The 14,299-nt window shown below is 73.5% G+C and carries 14 protein-coding genes; 9 read left to right on the top strand and 5 right to left on the bottom strand.

The genetic code is table 11. From position 1 onward, the window contains the following. Nucleotides 1-9: 9 nt before the first annotated feature. The 3 genes from ACP4IX_RS12785 to ACP4IX_RS12775 form a co-directional block, all read right to left on the bottom strand. Nucleotides 10-492, bottom strand: a complete 483-nt coding sequence (locus ACP4IX_RS12785) for a succinate dehydrogenase hydrophobic membrane anchor subunit (RefSeq protein WP_426523218.1) — start codon at nucleotides 490-492, stop codon at nucleotides 10-12. 5 nt (nucleotides 493-497) lie between these two features. Further along, complete coding sequence (sdhC, locus tag ACP4IX_RS12780) at nucleotides 498-878, bottom strand: succinate dehydrogenase, cytochrome b556 subunit (protein ID WP_426523219.1); 381 nt, start codon at nucleotides 876-878, stop codon at nucleotides 498-500. A gap of 244 nt (nucleotides 879-1,122) precedes the next feature. After that, nucleotides 1,123-1,635 carry a 2-oxo-4-hydroxy-4-carboxy-5-ureidoimidazoline decarboxylase gene (locus ACP4IX_RS12775; protein WP_426523220.1) on the bottom strand — a complete coding sequence of 171 codons (513 nt, stop codon included), beginning with the start codon at nucleotides 1,633-1,635 and terminating at the stop codon, nucleotides 1,123-1,125. A 263-nt stretch (nucleotides 1,636-1,898) separates the two neighbouring features. Here ACP4IX_RS12775 and ACP4IX_RS12770 point away from each other — a divergent pair, with 263 nt between their 5' ends. The 8 genes from ACP4IX_RS12770 to ACP4IX_RS12735 all read left to right on the top strand — a co-directional run bounded on the left by ACP4IX_RS12770 (nucleotide 1,899) and on the right by ACP4IX_RS12735 (nucleotide 9,856). Then, nucleotides 1,899-3,461, top strand: a complete 1,563-nt coding sequence (locus ACP4IX_RS12770; RefSeq protein ID WP_426555588.1) for a beta-N-acetylhexosaminidase — start codon at nucleotides 1,899-1,901, stop codon at nucleotides 3,459-3,461. A 113-nt stretch (nucleotides 3,462-3,574) separates the two neighbouring features. Further along, entirely contained in the window at nucleotides 3,575-4,150 is a 576-nt protein-coding gene (locus ACP4IX_RS12765) for a hypothetical protein (protein WP_426555539.1), read from the top strand. Nucleotides 4,151-4,237: 87 nt separating this feature from the next. After that, nucleotides 4,238-4,834: a hypothetical protein gene (locus ACP4IX_RS12760; RefSeq protein WP_426555538.1), complete on the top strand. Its 597-nt coding sequence runs from the start codon at nucleotides 4,238-4,240 to the stop codon at nucleotides 4,832-4,834. Nucleotides 4,835-5,081: 247 nt separating this feature from the next. Beyond that, on the top strand, nucleotides 5,082-5,468 hold the full coding sequence (locus ACP4IX_RS12755) for a hypothetical protein (protein WP_426555587.1): 387 nt from the start codon (nucleotides 5,082-5,084) through the stop codon (nucleotides 5,466-5,468). Between the two features lie 578 nt (nucleotides 5,469-6,046). Then, a complete protein-coding gene (locus ACP4IX_RS12750) occupies nucleotides 6,047-6,664 on the top strand; it encodes an RNA polymerase sigma factor (protein ID WP_426555537.1) in 618 nt (205 codons plus the stop codon). Next, nucleotides 6,661-7,575: a hypothetical protein gene (locus ACP4IX_RS12745; protein WP_426555536.1), complete on the top strand. Its 915-nt coding sequence runs from the start codon at nucleotides 6,661-6,663 to the stop codon at nucleotides 7,573-7,575. The genes ACP4IX_RS12750 and ACP4IX_RS12745 overlap by 4 nt, the downstream gene beginning before the upstream one ends. 359 nt (nucleotides 7,576-7,934) lie before the next feature. Further along, nucleotides 7,935-8,597 (top strand): RNA polymerase sigma factor, encoded by a 663-nt coding sequence (locus ACP4IX_RS12740; RefSeq protein ID WP_426555535.1) that lies wholly within the window; start codon nucleotides 7,935-7,937, stop codon nucleotides 8,595-8,597. Next, nucleotides 8,597-9,856 carry a hypothetical protein gene (locus tag ACP4IX_RS12735; protein ID WP_426555534.1) on the top strand — a complete coding sequence of 420 codons (1,260 nt, stop codon included), beginning with the start codon at nucleotides 8,597-8,599 and terminating at the stop codon, nucleotides 9,854-9,856. The genes ACP4IX_RS12740 and ACP4IX_RS12735 overlap by 1 nt, the downstream gene beginning before the upstream one ends. A gap of 136 nt (nucleotides 9,857-9,992) precedes the next feature. Here the strand turns inward: ACP4IX_RS12735 and ACP4IX_RS12730 are convergent, their stop codons facing one another. After that, the gene (locus ACP4IX_RS12730; protein WP_426555533.1) at nucleotides 9,993-10,829 is read right to left on the bottom strand and encodes a L,D-transpeptidase family protein; all 837 of its coding nucleotides are present in this window, start codon (nucleotides 10,827-10,829) and stop codon (nucleotides 9,993-9,995) included. Between the two features lie 251 nt (nucleotides 10,830-11,080). Between ACP4IX_RS12730 and ACP4IX_RS12725 the strand changes: the two genes are divergently transcribed. Then, the gene (locus ACP4IX_RS12725; protein ID WP_426525693.1) at nucleotides 11,081-12,661 is read left to right on the top strand and encodes an acyl-CoA mutase large subunit family protein; all 1,581 of its coding nucleotides are present in this window, start codon (nucleotides 11,081-11,083) and stop codon (nucleotides 12,659-12,661) included. 207 nt (nucleotides 12,662-12,868) lie between these two features. Here the strand turns inward: ACP4IX_RS12725 and ACP4IX_RS12720 are convergent, their stop codons facing one another. Continuing rightward, the gene (locus ACP4IX_RS12720; RefSeq protein WP_426555532.1) at nucleotides 12,869-14,287 is read right to left on the bottom strand and encodes an FAD-dependent oxidoreductase; all 1,419 of its coding nucleotides are present in this window, start codon (nucleotides 14,285-14,287) and stop codon (nucleotides 12,869-12,871) included. Nucleotides 14,288-14,299: the final 12 nt, after the last annotated feature.

The following is a 14,299-nucleotide window of genomic DNA, read 5'->3' as shown; positions in this document are numbered from 1 at the left end:
GCCCCGTGCCTAGCGGATGTTCGGGTCGAAGGTGAAGATCACCAGCGTGCCCAGCAGGATGGTGAACACCGTGGCGGTGTAGAGCAGGCCCTTGAGCCACAGCCGGGTGTTCGGACGCTCCGCGTAGTCGTTGATGACCGTGCGCAGGCCGTTGGCGCCGTGCAGCATCGCGAGCCAGAGCATCAGGAGGTCCCAGACCTGCCAGAACGGCGAGGCCCAGCGGCCCGCCACGAAGGCGAAGCCGATCTTCGAGACGCCGCCGTCCAGCACCAGCTGGATGAGCAGGTGGCCGATGACCAGGACGACCAGCACCACGCCGGACAGGCGCATGAACAGCCACGCGACCATCTCGAAGTTGCCCCGGGTGGACTTGGGGGTCTTCTTGGTGCGCTGGCGGGGGGCTTCGATGAGCGGCGCCGGGTTGTCGACCGTGTAGACCGAGGCACCCTCGACGGGGCCGACTCCGGAAGCGGGGGATTCAGTCGTGGACATTGGCGTCAGCTCCCGAACAGTTCACGAGCGGCGTGGCCGAGGACGGGGTAGATCGCCCCGATCATCAGCACGACCCACAGGCCGACGACGGTCCAGAGCATCTGCTTCTGGTAGCGGGCGCCCTTGACCCAGAAGTCGACGGCGATGACGCGCAGGCCGTTGAGCGCGTGGAAGAGGATGGCCGCGACGAGGCCGTACTCCAGCAGCGCGACGATCGGCGTTTTGTAGGTGGCCACGACGGTGTCGTAGGCCTCGGGGGACACACGGACGAGAGCGGTGTCCAGCACGTGGACGAACAGGAAGAAGAAAATGAGGACGCCGGTGACTCGGTGAGCCACCCAGGACCACATTCCTTCCCGGCCGCGGTACAGCGTTCCAGCCGGCACGGAAGTTTCCTCCGGGAGCGGGGATTGGGGCCGCGCCGGCTTTCCTTGTCGGTCGGGCCCGGCCGGGTACGGTCCACCGGCCCCCAGCATCGTAGCGACGGTTGCCTGCGGCGCTCACGGGGGGCCTGCCTGTGTGATCAAAGTTGCACTCAAAAGAGCAGCGGACGGGCCTCAGGCGGGTGGTTCGGGCGGTTTGCCGGGTGTGGGCCGCGGGTCGCCCGTGGCCGGCCGCGCACCGCCGATGTCAGGGGGTCGCGCCGCTCAGGGAGCCGGCCAGCCGGGCCCTGGCCAGGTGCCGTAGTTCCTCTGCCGCGACTCCGCGTTCTTCCTCCGGATCGTTTGCCAATCGTGACCGGATGCCTTCGAGTACGTGGTCCAGCGCTTCGTGGGCGGGCATGCCGTCCAGGCAGATGACGAACGCGTGTCCGAATCGGCTCTCGTAGACCGCGGTGGCCGCGCCCAGGGCCGTGTGGGCCGCCGCGTACGTGTCCGCGGGCAGGGCCGGCAGGGCCTCCGTCGCCAGGGCCTCCGTCAGGTCGTCCGGGGAGAGGTCGTACGCCGCCTCGTCCGCTGCCGCCAGGAGGGCGGGCAGGTCCGGGTAGGGGCGGTGGGCGGCGAGGCGGTGGGCCCAGTGGTGGCTGTTCAGGCAGGTGAGGAGGGCCTGGACGGCCTCGTCGGCGGGGGCGGTGTTGAAGTGCTCCAGTGAGGAGGCGGTTACCGGTGCGGCGCGGGTTTGCGCCGGTACCGGTATGGCCACTCGGCCGGGGAGGTCTGGGAGACGGTGCGAAGGCAGCGTGGTTCCTTGTGGGCTTCACGTGTGTGTCGGCAGGGGATCGTGCGAGAGATGTGGCGTCACGGTATCGAGTGACGGCATGACGTGTCCGTCCGATGCCCGAATTTCACTCGAACGGGAGAGTTTCGGAACATGTGGTGGACGCATGGTGGAGCTCACGGCCGTAGGTTGGCGCTGTGAGCCAGCACGGACGCCGGACACCGGCGCGCAAGGTGAGGCAGCGGGCCGTGATCACCGGTGCGGTGGTCGCCTCGCTCGGTCTGGGAGTCGGCCTGTGGGCCACCGACAGTGAGGGCGGCGGGCCCGGGGGCTCGGCCGCGGGGCCGTCCGAAGAGGCGGCGGCACCCAGCCCCAGCCGCTCCTACCCGCTGTCCGAGGAGCCGCTCACCATACCCGCGGTACGCGACCACACCCCGGCCCGCGGCCCCGGCTGGCAGCCGGAGAAGGCGCACCGCGTCGTCGTCGCCGACGCCCGGCTCGCCGACGAGGGGCGCCTGATAGCGGGCGAGCTGGGGCTGACGTACGCGGGGGAGGAGGACGGCGGGCGCGCCGGGGACGTGCTGCTCGACGTCAAGGAGGAGAAGGGCGCCGACCCCGAGTCGTACACCATGACCGTGCGCGACGGACGGGTCACCCTCAGTGGGCCGGCCGAGGCGGGCGTCTACTACGGCACCCGCACCCTGAAGCAGGCCGTGGACGGCGGGGGCAGCGCCCCCGAGGGCGTGGTGAAGGACGAGCCGGCCAAGCCGCGGCGCGGGTTCATGCTCGACATCGCGCGCAAGCACTACGACGCCGACTGGATAAAGGACCGGATCCGCGAACTCGGCGACCTGAAGTTCAACGAACTGGGCCTGCACTTCTCCGACGACCAGGCCTTCCGCATCGAGTCCGACTCGCACCCCGAGATCGTCTCCGACGACCACCTGACCAAGGCCGAGGTCAAGGAGATCATCGACCTCGCCGCCTCCCGGCACATCACCGTCGTCCCCGAGATCGACTCGCCGGGCCACCTCGGTGCGGTGATCGCCGCCCACCCCGACCTCCAGCTGCGCAACGCGCAGGGCACGCCCACGCGCGGCGCGATCGACATCTCCAAGCCGGAGGCCGCCGAGATCGTCGACGACCTGATCGACGAGTACGCCGACCTCTTCCCCGGCTCCCGGTTCCACCTCGGCGCCGACGAGTACCAGGCGCTCGTCGTCGCGGACCCCGAGGCGTCCTACCCGCAGCTCGCCGCCGCCGCGCGCAAGGCGTACGGCTCCGGTGCCACCGTCGCCGACCTCACCACCGGCTGGCTGAACGGACGGGCCGAGACGGCCCTGGCCCACGACCGCATACCGCGCGCGTGGAACGACGGCTTCTTCAAGGACACGTCCGTCGAACCCCTGAAGGACATCAAGGTCGCCTACTGGACCGGCAAGGAGATCGGCGCCCGTCCGCCCGCGGAGTACCTGAGCGCGGGCCGCGAGGTCCTCAACTACAACGACGAGTTCCTCTACTACGTGCTCGGCGAGCCGCAGACCTTCGTCTACCCGACCGGCGAGCGCATCTACGAGCAGTGGACCCCGCGCGTCGTGCGCGGCACCACCGCGGTCGACGCGAAGTACGACGACCAGATCCTGGGCGGCAGCTTCGCCGTCTGGGGAGACCTGCCGAACGCCCAGACGCAGGCCCAGGTCGCCGAAGGCATCCGGCTGCCCCTGGCGGCGACGGTCCAGAAGCTGTGGGACCCGGACAAGCCCGAGCTGTCCTGGGCGGACTTCAAGGCGCTGGCGAACCGGCTCGACTGATTCCGCACGCCCCCTCCGGCCGTCGCGCGGATTGTCCGATACGGCTGCGAACTCCCGTACGGCTGTGGTGGTCTGTGGACGAGCCGAACCGACACGCCGGGGGGAGCCGGGACATGGGCTACTGGGGGTATTTCGTCGTGGGCCGCGCCGAGCGGCCGCTCGCGGAACTGGACGCGCTGTCGGGCGCCGCGGACATGACCTTGCGCCGGTCCACGTCGGACGGCTGGCAGGTGTGGGAGTTCCCGGGCGGTGACGGAGACGTCGGGAACATGAACGACCTGGCCGGGCAGACCGGCGCGCCCGCGCTGTTCGGGTACGTCATGGACAGCGACTGCGTGGTCGTGGAGGCGGCGGCGCCGGAGAGCGGGGCGTGGACGACCTGCCTGGCCCGGGCCGCGATGGCCGGGTACCTCGGGGCCGAGAACGACGGGCTCACCCTCGAGGACTACTTCCTGGAGCCCCGGGACGCCGCCGAACGTGCCGTGGCCTGGGCCGCCGAGGCCGGGCGCACCGCGAGCGCCGGGGAGCTGGCGGAGGTGCTGTCGGCCGACCCGCGTGCCGGTGCCGAGGCCGGTGGCGAGATCGGTGCCGAAGCAGCCGCCGGTGCCGGTGCCGTCCGCGATGACGGGCCGGTGGCCGAAAACCTCTTCTTCCGGTTCCTCGACAGGCTGGGTGTGGTGCCGCTGTGACACTCCCGCTCCGTCGCACGCAGTAAGGGGAAGTGCGGGCTCCGTGGTGGTGAACGGGACGGGGCGGCAGGAACAGGGAGGTATCGGATGAGCCTGGTGGAACTGATCGCGCGGGCCGACACACGCGGACTCGCCGGGAGTGGACTGGCTTGTTTCGATCGCTGTGTTCCCCTGCTGGGTGGTGACGACGAGGTCCTCAGACCCCTGTGGGCGAGCCTGGCCGGCGACGCCGGCGACGGGCCCGACTGGGCGACGGGGCTGGCGCAGGTGCGCGAGAGGCTCGCCGGGCCCGACGCCGAGGGCGAGGACGAGGCCGTGTTCCTGGCCCGCCGGATGCTGGCCGCCGTGCCCGCCGAGTGCTCCGGCGCCGGGGTGCGGGCGTGGGCCGACGCCTGCTCCGTCGCCTCACTCCGCGTCCACCGGCTCCTCGACCCCGCGGCGGACGCCGCCACCGAGGCCGCCGCCCGCCGGGAGGGCGGCACGGAAGGCGGTACGGAGGGCGGCACGGGCGGTACGGACGGGCTGTCGCCGCTCGTCGCCGCCGAACTGCGCCGCCAGGTCACCGTCCTCGAAGTGCTCGCCGGCCATGGCCCGGCCGGGCTGCGCCGGGCCATGGAAGTCTCCACCGAGGGCCGCCGGGTGCTGCGCGCGGTGGTGTCCCGCCGGGCGCGCGGACGGGGCTGACCGCAGGGCCGGGCACCCGGGCTGACCGCCGTACCGGCCCGGGCTGACCGCCGTACCGGCCACCGGACGGCCGCGGGTCCGCCACCGTCCCCGTCTGTGTCGATCGTGCGGGGGACGCGCGGCGGACGTGCGGCGGTCGTGGTGGAGGTGGGGTGGTCCTGCGCCGGTTGCGGAACGGCCCGCGCAACCGTGTGACGAAAGTCGGCCCGGCAACGCTCCAGCACATGTGACGACTGTGACCAGCGGATTGACGACCCAGCAGGAACCCCGGCCGGCGGCCGCCGCGAAGCCGGTGCGGTGGGCGGCGGACGCCGTGTCCACGATGCGCGAGGGCGCCCGGATACGCCTGGACTACTCGGCGCAGAGCCTGTGGCGCGTCGACCGCGTGATCGACGGCATCCGGCGCGAGGGAGCGCCGTACGCCGCCGTGGAGGCGGTGCTGCGCGGACTCGGCGCCTACGCGGGCGAGGTGATCGTGCGGCAGGTCGGCGGCGAATGGTGGGCGACCGGCGGCGACCACTGGGTCCGCACGCCCGACGGCCGGCTGTGGGACCCGATCGACGAGGCCCGCCGCTGCTTCGCCGGCGACGGGTCGCTCCGGCTGCTGTGCCGGGACGCGGGGGTGATCCGGTGACGGCCCGGCCGAGAACCGTGCGGAAACGATTCATCTGTCATGGAGCGCGCCGGAACGGCGCACCGGACGCGGACCTGTGACACCCGGGGCGCCCCGTCCGCTGGATCGGCGGGGGAGCCGGGCCGCGGGCGCGGACTCCCGTCACCGGCGTGAAGGGGCGGGTGGTCCGGACGGAGCAGCGGGACGAGGCGGGCGACCGCGTACCGCGCGCCCGCGCGACGCGGGCTCACGCGGCGGCGTTCGTCCGCCGCGCCACGGCCGGCGACAGGCTGCCGCGGGACTGCTCCCCGGCCGGCCCGCGGACCGCCGGCTTCCTGACCGGCGGAGTGCGCACGGACGGCCCCGGCCGCGGGTGGCCACGCGGCACACTGCTCGGCCCGGGCACCCGCGGCGGCGAGGTCCTCGTGTGCCGGGCGGGCTCTGCGCGTCCCGCCCGCCGTCACGCGAGGGCCCTCCGTCCGCACCGCGCGCCGTGACACGTCCGTTCCCTGTGACACTTCCGTGCGCGCCGACGCTGATGACCGTGGGGGCGGGCTCACCCGAGCGCGCGGAGAACTCGGTACGGACGAGGACGGTTCTTGGGCCAGCGAGGTGAACCCCGTCGCGTACAGGTGTACGACGGGGAACTGGGTGCGGCCGTCGCGCGGGCCCAGGAAGGTGACGAGGCCGCCTTCGCGGCCGCCTACCGGTTCGTGCAGCCCGGCCTGCTGGGCTACCTGCGCGGACTCGTCGGGGACGACGCCGAGGACGTCGCGTCGGACGCGTGGCTGGAGATAGCCCGCGACCTGCGGCGCTTCAGGGGCGACGGGGCCGGCTTCCGGGGCTGGACGGCGACGATCGCCCGGCACCGGGCCCTGGACCACCTGCGCCGCCAGAAGGTACGGCCCCGGGCGACGGCACTGGAACAGGACGTCCTGGACCTGCCCGGCCCGCACTCCACGCACGACCAGGCCCTGGAGACGCTGTCCACGGAGGCCGCCCTGGCCCTGGTCTCGGGACTGCCCCGCGACCAGGCCGAGGCCGTGCTGCTGCGGGTCGTCGTCGGCCTCGACGGGCCGTCCGCCGCGCGCGTCCTCGGCAAGCGGCCGGGCGCGGTGCGCACGGCGACGTACCGGGGACTGAAGCGGCTGGCACGGCAGATGGGTGTCGACCGTGTGACGGATGACGCGCCCAGGACGCTGGGGGAGTCGACATGACGGGCACCGACGGCGGCGTCCCGGCCGACCGAGCGGGAACGGAGGCGGACATGGGCGCACAGCACGGCGAAGGCGGTGGCCACGCCGGACCCCGTCCCGCCCGCCACGACACCCCCGGGATGGAGCGGCTGCTCGCCGCCGCCCTGCGGGACGAGCGCGTCGACGCCGAGGGCGAGCGACGGGCCGTGGCCGCGTTCCGGGACGCCCTGGACGCGGCGCCGGGCCGGGCGGCGCGCAGTCGCCGGCGGGACGACTGGCGCCCGCGTGCGCGCACAGGCGCGGGGCGCACGCTGAAGACCGCGCTCTCGGTACTGCTCGCGAGCATCACCTTGGGCGGCGTCGCCTACGCGGCGATCGGCGGCGGAGGCGGCTCGGCCACGGACGCCGCCGGGCCGGACCGCTCCCGTCCGCCTGCCGCAACGGGCGGCACCGAGGTCCGGCCCGTGAACACCCCGCGCCCCGGCCGCACGGCTCCCGGCGCCACCTCGGCGGGGCCGGACCGCCCGGCCGCCGCCGGGGACACGGAGGCCCGCTGCCGCGCGTACGAGCGGCTGGAGGGCCGCGGCAAGGCGCTGGACGCCACGGCCTGGCAGGGGCTCGTCGCGGCGGCGGGCGATCCGGGGAACGTGGCCTCCTACTGCGCGGAGCAGCGCGCCGAAGGGGACCGGCAGAGCACCTCGGGGACCCCGAGCACCCCGGAAACCCCGAGCACCCCAGGAGCCTCTGGCACTCCCGGAACCCCCGGAACTCCTGGCACCCCCGGAGCCCCGGGCGGCACGAACAGGCCGAGCGGCGCGGCCGGGCCGGCCCAGCCGGGCCGGTCGAACGGCAACGCCGGTGACGCTGCCGACGGGAACGGCGGCGGAGGCGGCACGGGGTCGGCGGACCGGACCCCCGGCAAGGGCCAGTAACCTCACCGACGACGATCGAGGCGGCCGAGGCAACGGCCGGGGCCGCCACCCCCCACAGGAGAGGCCCCGGCCGTCGCGCGGCACGGGCCGCGCGGCGGCCCGTACTCCCTACAGCGCCGCGGCTGCGTTTTCTGTCACACCCCACCGCGTCACGGCTTAGTTGCATCTTGTACGGCAATGGGATGAGGACATGGACGAGTGGCGGTTTCAAGACGTAACGTGCCATTCGCGCCGATCAGTGGGAGCCTCACTCCCGCTCCACACCCGCAGTGGACCACCGCGACCATCAAGTGAGGGACCACGACGGCGAGTACCCGGTCCGCGAGAGCGGCGCCGGCTGAGGCGCAAAGAGAGGCTCGGTGCTGGGGGACGACGCGGAGCTGACCGCCGCGGTGCGTGCGGCACAGGACGGGGACGAGACCGCGTTCCGGGCTGTGTACCGCGCAGTGCATCCGCGGCTGCTGGGATACGTGCGGACACTGGTCGGCGATCCGGACGCCGAGGACGTGGCGTCCGAGGCCTGGCTGCAGATCGCCCGTGACCTGGAACGGTTCGACGGCGACGCCGACCGGTTCCGGGGCTGGGCCGCCCGTATCGCCCGCAACCGCGCGCTCGACCACATCCGCATGCGCGGTCGCCGGCCGGCGACGGGCGGTGACGAGACGGAGCTGACCGGCAGGCCCGCCGAGTCCGACACCGCGGACGAGGCCATGGAGGCCCTGGCCACCGGCAGTACTCTCTCCCTCATCGCCCGGCTGCCCCAGGACCAGGCCGAGGCCGTCGTCCTGCGCGTGGTGGTGGGCCTCGACGCCAAGAGCGCCGCCGAGACACTGGGCAAGCGGCCCGGCGCCGTCCGCACGGCGGCGCACCGCGGCCTGAAGCGCCTGGCCGAGCTGCTCGGCGGCGATCCGGAATCGGGTGGCGGGCTCGACGCCCTGCCGCCTCAGCGAGAACCGCACCACCGTGCGGTGACGTCCGCGACTGTGACGCATACGCGTGCGCGGACGCAGAAGGACATGTGATGGCCGACGAGCAGGACAGGTGGCTGGACCGCGAAACGGCGGAGATCTTGCTGCGCGGAGAGTCACTCGAGGCTGTCGACCCCGCGGACCGCGACCGGGCCGAACGGCTCGCCCGGGCGCTGGGCGCACTCTCCGCGCCACCGGTGCCGAGCGGCGGGGAACTCCCCGGCGAGGCCGCCGCGCTGGCCGCCTTCCGCGCGGCGCGGGCCGAGCGGAAGGCCGCGCCGACGGGGACGCCGGCCGCCGCCGGGAGCGGCGCCGGCGCACAGCCCTCCGACGCCGGGCTGATCCGCATCGGCCCGCGCGGCGACGGCACCCGGCAGCCCCGCTGGAGCCGTCCGCTGCGCTTCGGGCTGGCCGCCGCGCTGACCGCCGGCATGGTCGGCGGGGTGGCGGTCGCCGCCGGAACCGGAGTCCTGCCGGCGCCGTTCGACGGCGCCGAACCGGAACCCGCCGCCACCGTCTCGGCCGCCGCGTCCCCCGACCACTCGCGCACCTCGCCCTCACCGCTCGAGGGCGTGGAGGGCGGACCGGCGCCCGGCGGCCCCGCGCCCGGCGCGCCGGACCGGGGCGGCGCGAAGAGCGGAGCGGACGGCGGCACGGCCGAGGACCGCGGCTCCGACCCCGGAGCGGGTTCCGGCGACACCTCCCACGACCGGGCGGAGAACGGCTCCGGCCGGGGGTGGCCGGACCTCGCGGCGGCCTGCCGTGACGTACGTGCCGGCAGGGAGCCGGAGGGCGCCCGCGGGCGTGCGCTGAAGGACGCGGCCGGGGGTTCGTCCCGGGTCGGGAAGTACTGCGGCGACCTCCTCGCCGGGTCTGCCGGCTCCGCCCCGGGCCGCGGCAGGGGCAAGGACGGCAGGGAGCCCGACGAGTCCGGGGAGAGCGAGAAGGGCTCGGGTGGCTCCGGCGGCAGGGGCGGCAAGGGCGACAAGCCGGACAAAGAAGGCAACAGCGGCAACAGCGGTAAAGGCGGCAACGGCGGCAACGGCGGCAAGGGAGGCGAAGGCGGAAAGAAGGGCGGCGGTGACAAGGGCGGCAAGGACGATGACGACGACGGTCCTCACATAACCCCGCCCCCCGGGCACCACCACGGTCCGCGCGCCCCCTGGGCCCTCCCCCCTCTGGCGCAGCAGCGGCCGGCCTACCCGGCGCACACCTCGTCCGCTTTCGGAGATGCCCTCCGACCTGCGCTTTCTCGGACTCCGGAGGTTTTCCCCGCCGCGGGTGTGACACTTTCGGGCACCGTGGCGCAGTAATGAGTGAGCCGACTGGTCATCGGCTGTTGCACCGAGCCGGGGTTCCCCCCGTACCTACGGCTCGTGCACCTCGGCGCGGGCGGGACACGTTCCCCCGGTCCCGCCCGCGCCCCCCTTCCTCGTGCGCCTCGCCACCTCACCGGTACACGACGACCTTGTCGCCGTTGCGCACCTGGGCGTACAGATCCGCGATCGCCGCCTCGTCCCGTACGTTGACGCAGCCGTGCGAGGCGCCCGCGTAGCCGCGGGCGGCGAAGTCGTACGAATAGTGCACGGCCTGGCCGCCGCTGAAGAACATCGCGTACGGCATGGCCGAGTCGTAGAGCGTCGAGACGTGGTGGCGGGACTTCCAGTAGACGTGGAACACGCCCTCCCGGGTCGGCGTGTACTGCGAGCCGAACCGCACCGGCATCGTCGACACGGTCCGTCCGTCGACCATCCAGCGCAGCGTCCGGCTCGACTTGCTGACGCACAGCACCCGGCCGGTCAGGCAGCGCGGGTCGGGTGCGGCGGCCGGCTGCCCGCCCATCAGGTACAGCTCCCACGTGCCCGGCTCTCGCGACATCCCCAGCAGCCGCTGCCAGGTGACCGTGTCGGTGCGGCCCGTCACGGGCAGCCCGCGCTTGCCCTGGAAACCGCTCACCGCGCGCTCGGTCAGGTCGTCGTACGTCCCGGTCGGGCCGTCGACGAGCCACTCCACCTGACGGAGCCGGGCCTGGAGTTCGCGGACGTCCCGGCCGGTGTCGCCCAGCCTCCACAGCACCGGCGGCTCGCTGCGGGCGGGCGGGGCGCTCGCCGGCCCGTCGCCGGCCGGTGTGTGCTTCGGCGGCGCGCCGGTGACGTCGATGCGCACCGGCGCGCGCCCCTTGCCGTCGGTGACCGTGCCCTGCACGGTGCAGCCGCCCGCCGCCAGTACGGCCGCGAGGGCGACGGCAGCCGCCCTTCCCCTGTTTCCCACCCGCGTCATACGCATCACGGCCCCCCGCCGTCTCACCATCCTGCACGGACGTCCCCCGAGATGTTCCCCGCGGATGACGCTTCGCGAACGGCGCGGCATCGTTGTGACCGGGACCGCAACGAGGTTGTGAGCAAGGTCCCAGCGTGCGCCTCTCCACCGGGCGCACGCGCGCGGATACAGTCCGTCGGACGATCGGTCTGCAGTGGCGAGCAATTGACGGGTAGTTCGAGCCGTTCGAACATGTGCTCAGCGGGAGGCATCACACCATGGCGCGCGAGTCAGAGTCCGGACTGCCCATCGAACCGGTCTACGGGCCCGAGGCCCAGGAGGGCTGGGACCCGGCGGAGAAGCTGGGCGAGCCGGGGAAGTACCCCTTCACCCGGGGCGTGTACCCGTCGATGTACACGGGCCGGCCGTGGACGATGCGTCAGTACGCGGGCTTCGGTACGGCGACGGAGTCGAACGCCCGGTACAAGCAGCTGATCGCCAACGGCACGATGGGGCTGTCGGTCGCCTTCGACCTGCCCACGCAGATGGGGCACGACTCGGACGCCCCGATCGCGAGCGGCGAGGTCGGCAAGGTCGGCGTGGCGATCGACTCGATCGACGACATGCGCGTGCTGTTCGGCGGGATCCCGCTGGACAAGGTGTCGACGTCGATGACGATCAACGCCCCCGCCTCGCTGCTGCTGCTGCTCTACCAACTGGTCGCCGAGGAGCAGGGGGTGGCCGCCGACCGGCTGACCGGCACGATCCAGAACGACGTGCTGAAGGAGTACATCGCGCGCGGGACGTACATCTTCCCGCCCAAGCCGTCGCTGCGGCTGATCGCGGACATCTTCAAGTACTGCAAGGCCGAGATCCCGAAGTGGAACACCATCTCGATCTCGGGTTACCACATGGCCGAGGCGGGCGCGTCACCCGCGCAGGAGATCGCGTTCACCCTCGCGGACGGCATCGAGTACGTGCGCACGGCGGTCGCGGCCGGCATGGACGTCGACGACTTCGCGCCCCGGCTGTCCTTCTTCTTCGTGGCGCGTACGACGATCCTGGAGGAGGTCGCCAAGTTCCGCGCGGCCCGCCGGATCTGGGCGCGGGTGATGCGCGAGGAGTTCGGCGCGGAGAACCCCAAGTCGCTGATGCTGCGCTTCCACACCCAGACTGCCGGGGTGCAGCTGACCGCGCAGCAGCCGGAGGTCAACCTGGTCCGCGTCGCGGTGCAGGGCCTCGGCGCGGTGCTGGGCGGCACGCAGTCCCTGCACACCAACTCCTTCGACGAGGCGATCGCGCTGCCGACGGACAAGTCGGCGCGGCTGGCCCTGCGCACGCAGCAGGTCCTCGCCTACGAGACGGACGTGACGGCGACCGTCGACCCGTTCGCCGGCTCCTACGTCGTCGAGAAGATGACCGACGACGTGGAGGCGGCGACGCTGGAGCTGATGCGGAAGGTCGAGGACCTCGGCGGCGCGGTCGCGGCGATCGAGCACGGCTTCCAGAAGAGCGAGATCGAGCGCTCCGCCTACCGCATCGCCCAGGAGACCGACTCCGGCGAGCGGGTCGTGGTCGGCGTCAACCGCTTCCAGCTCGACGAGGAGGAGCCGTACGAGCCCCTCCGCGTCGACCCGGCCATCGAGGCCCAGCAGGCCGAACGCCTCGCCAAGCTCCGCGCCGAGCGCGACCAGCAGGCGGTGGACACCGCGCTCGCGGCCCTGAAGAAGGCGGCCGAGGGTGAGGACAACGTCCTGTACCCGATGAAGGACGCGCTGCGGGCGCGGGCGACCGTGGGCGAGGTGTGCAACGCGTTGCGGGAGGTCTGGGGGACGTACGTGCCCTCGGACGCGTTCTGAGCCGCGGTTCCTGACCTGTCCGTCGTCGACGAGGGCTTCCGCGACGCCCATGTCACCGAGAACTGTCACGCGCCGACGTCTTCCGCCTGGCTGTCGCGGTCGCCGTCGTCCACCGGGTCCGACGACCCCGGTCCCCGGGCCGAGTGCTACGCCCGGGCGGACGACGGCGACGGCGACTGCGACGGCGACGGCTGACGGAGCAGCCGGTCAGGGGCGGCCGAAGCGCAGCAGGTGGTCGCCGAGACCGGCGGGCGTGTCGCCCGCCCACCCCACGTACCCGTCCGGCCGCACCAGGAACACCCCCGCCCCGTACGCCCCGTGCGCCGTCCCGCACACCACCCGCACCGCCGCCCCCACCGTCCCGTCGGGCACGTCGACGCCCAGCGCCAGCAGTGTCCAGTGCGGCCCCCGGAAGGCGTCGAAGAGCCGTACCCCGCCCACCGTGCCGTCCGGCGCCCGGTCACCGGCCCGGAGCGCGCCCTCCGCGACCACCGCCCGGGTCTCACTCGTCAGGGACGAGTCCCGGTAGCCCAGCCCCAGCTGCCGCGTCGCCCCGCCGCGCCGCACCTCCCCGCGGTGGATGCCGGTCGACAGGTCGAGCACCTGCGCGGCGACCGGGCGCCGCTCCTCCTCGTAGGTGTCCAGGAGCGCGGCCGGAGCTCCGCCCGCCAGCACCGCTCCCAGCTTCCAGCCCAGGTTGTAGGCGTCCTGGACGCTGGTGTTCAGACCCTGTCCGCCCGCCGGTGAGTGCACGTGCGCCGCGTCCCCGGCGAGGAAGACCCGGCCCGCGGCGAACCGGTCGGCCAGGGCGGCGCGCGGCCGGAAGTCGGAGGCCCAGCGCACCTCGGTCACGTCCTCGGGGGCGAGGTGCGAGCGCTCCGCGACGACCTTGCGGATGCCGTCCGCGGTGAGGTCCACGGCCGCTCCCTCCGGGAACCGCGCGACCACCTGGAAGTCGTCGGTGCCGGCCAGCGGGCAGACGGCGAGGAGGGAAGCGCTTTCACCGGCGGGCGGGAAGATGTGCCAGTGGTCGCGGTCCAGCCCGCTGATCCGGACGTCCGCCACCAGTGTCGGGCTCGGGTCCACGGTCTCGCCGGTCATGCCGATGCCCAGGGCCCGGCGCACCGCGGACCGGCCGCCGTCGGCGGCGACCAGATAGCGGGCGCGTACGGTGCCGCCGGAGGCGAGGTGCGCGGTGACGGTGTGCGCGTCCTGCTCGATCCCCGTGACCTCACGGCCGAAGGAGACCCCGCCGCCCAGCTCCTCCAGCCGGGCCCTGAGGATCTCCTGGGTGCGCCACTGGGGCACCATCCACGGCTCGTTGTACGGCGAGTCCTCGCTCGCCTCGGCCGGGTCGGACATCCGGTGCTCGCCGACCCGCTCCCCGTTCCGCCAGATCATGCCGACCGGGTAGGTCCCGCCCGCCGCGCGGATGGCGTCCAGGACGCCGAGGTCGTCGAAGACCTCCATCGTGCGGGGCTGCATGCCCTTGCCGCGGGAGCCGGGAAACAGCTTCTCCGCACGCTCCACGACCAGGGCGTCCACCCCGCGCCGGGCCAGATCGACACCGAGGGCGAGACCGGTGGGGCCCGCACCGACGACCAGGACGTCCGTGTCCGTCTCCATGACCACTCTCCT

The organism is Streptomyces sp. WG5, assembly GCF_049974565.1.
Lineage (GTDB): Bacteria > Actinomycetota > Actinomycetes > Streptomycetales > Streptomycetaceae > Streptomyces.
Note: the sequence above shows the minus strand (reverse complement) of the source record. Positions and strands in the feature narration are given on the sequence as shown.

Coding starts and splice junctions, on each gene's coding strand:
- ACP4IX_RS12725 (WP_426525693.1), top strand. CDS start 11,081: ATGGCGCGCGAGTCAGAGTCCGGACTGCCCATCGAACCGGTCTACGGG.
- ACP4IX_RS12745 (WP_426555536.1), top strand. CDS start 6,661: ATGACGGGCACCGACGGCGGCGTCCCGGCCGACCGAGCGGGAACGGAG.
- ACP4IX_RS12765 (WP_426555539.1), top strand. CDS start 3,575: ATGGGCTACTGGGGGTATTTCGTCGTGGGCCGCGCCGAGCGGCCGCTC.
- ACP4IX_RS12735 (WP_426555534.1), top strand. CDS start 8,597: ATGGCCGACGAGCAGGACAGGTGGCTGGACCGCGAAACGGCGGAGATC.
- ACP4IX_RS12760 (WP_426555538.1), top strand. CDS start 4,238: ATGAGCCTGGTGGAACTGATCGCGCGGGCCGACACACGCGGACTCGCC.
- ACP4IX_RS12785 (WP_426523218.1), bottom strand. CDS start 492: ATGTCCACGACTGAATCCCCCGCTTCCGGAGTCGGCCCCGTCGAGGGT.
- ACP4IX_RS12720 (WP_426555532.1), bottom strand. CDS start 14,287: ATGGAGACGGACACGGACGTCCTGGTCGTCGGTGCGGGCCCCACCGGT.
- ACP4IX_RS12730 (WP_426555533.1), bottom strand. CDS start 10,829: ATGCGTATGACGCGGGTGGGAAACAGGGGAAGGGCGGCTGCCGTCGCC.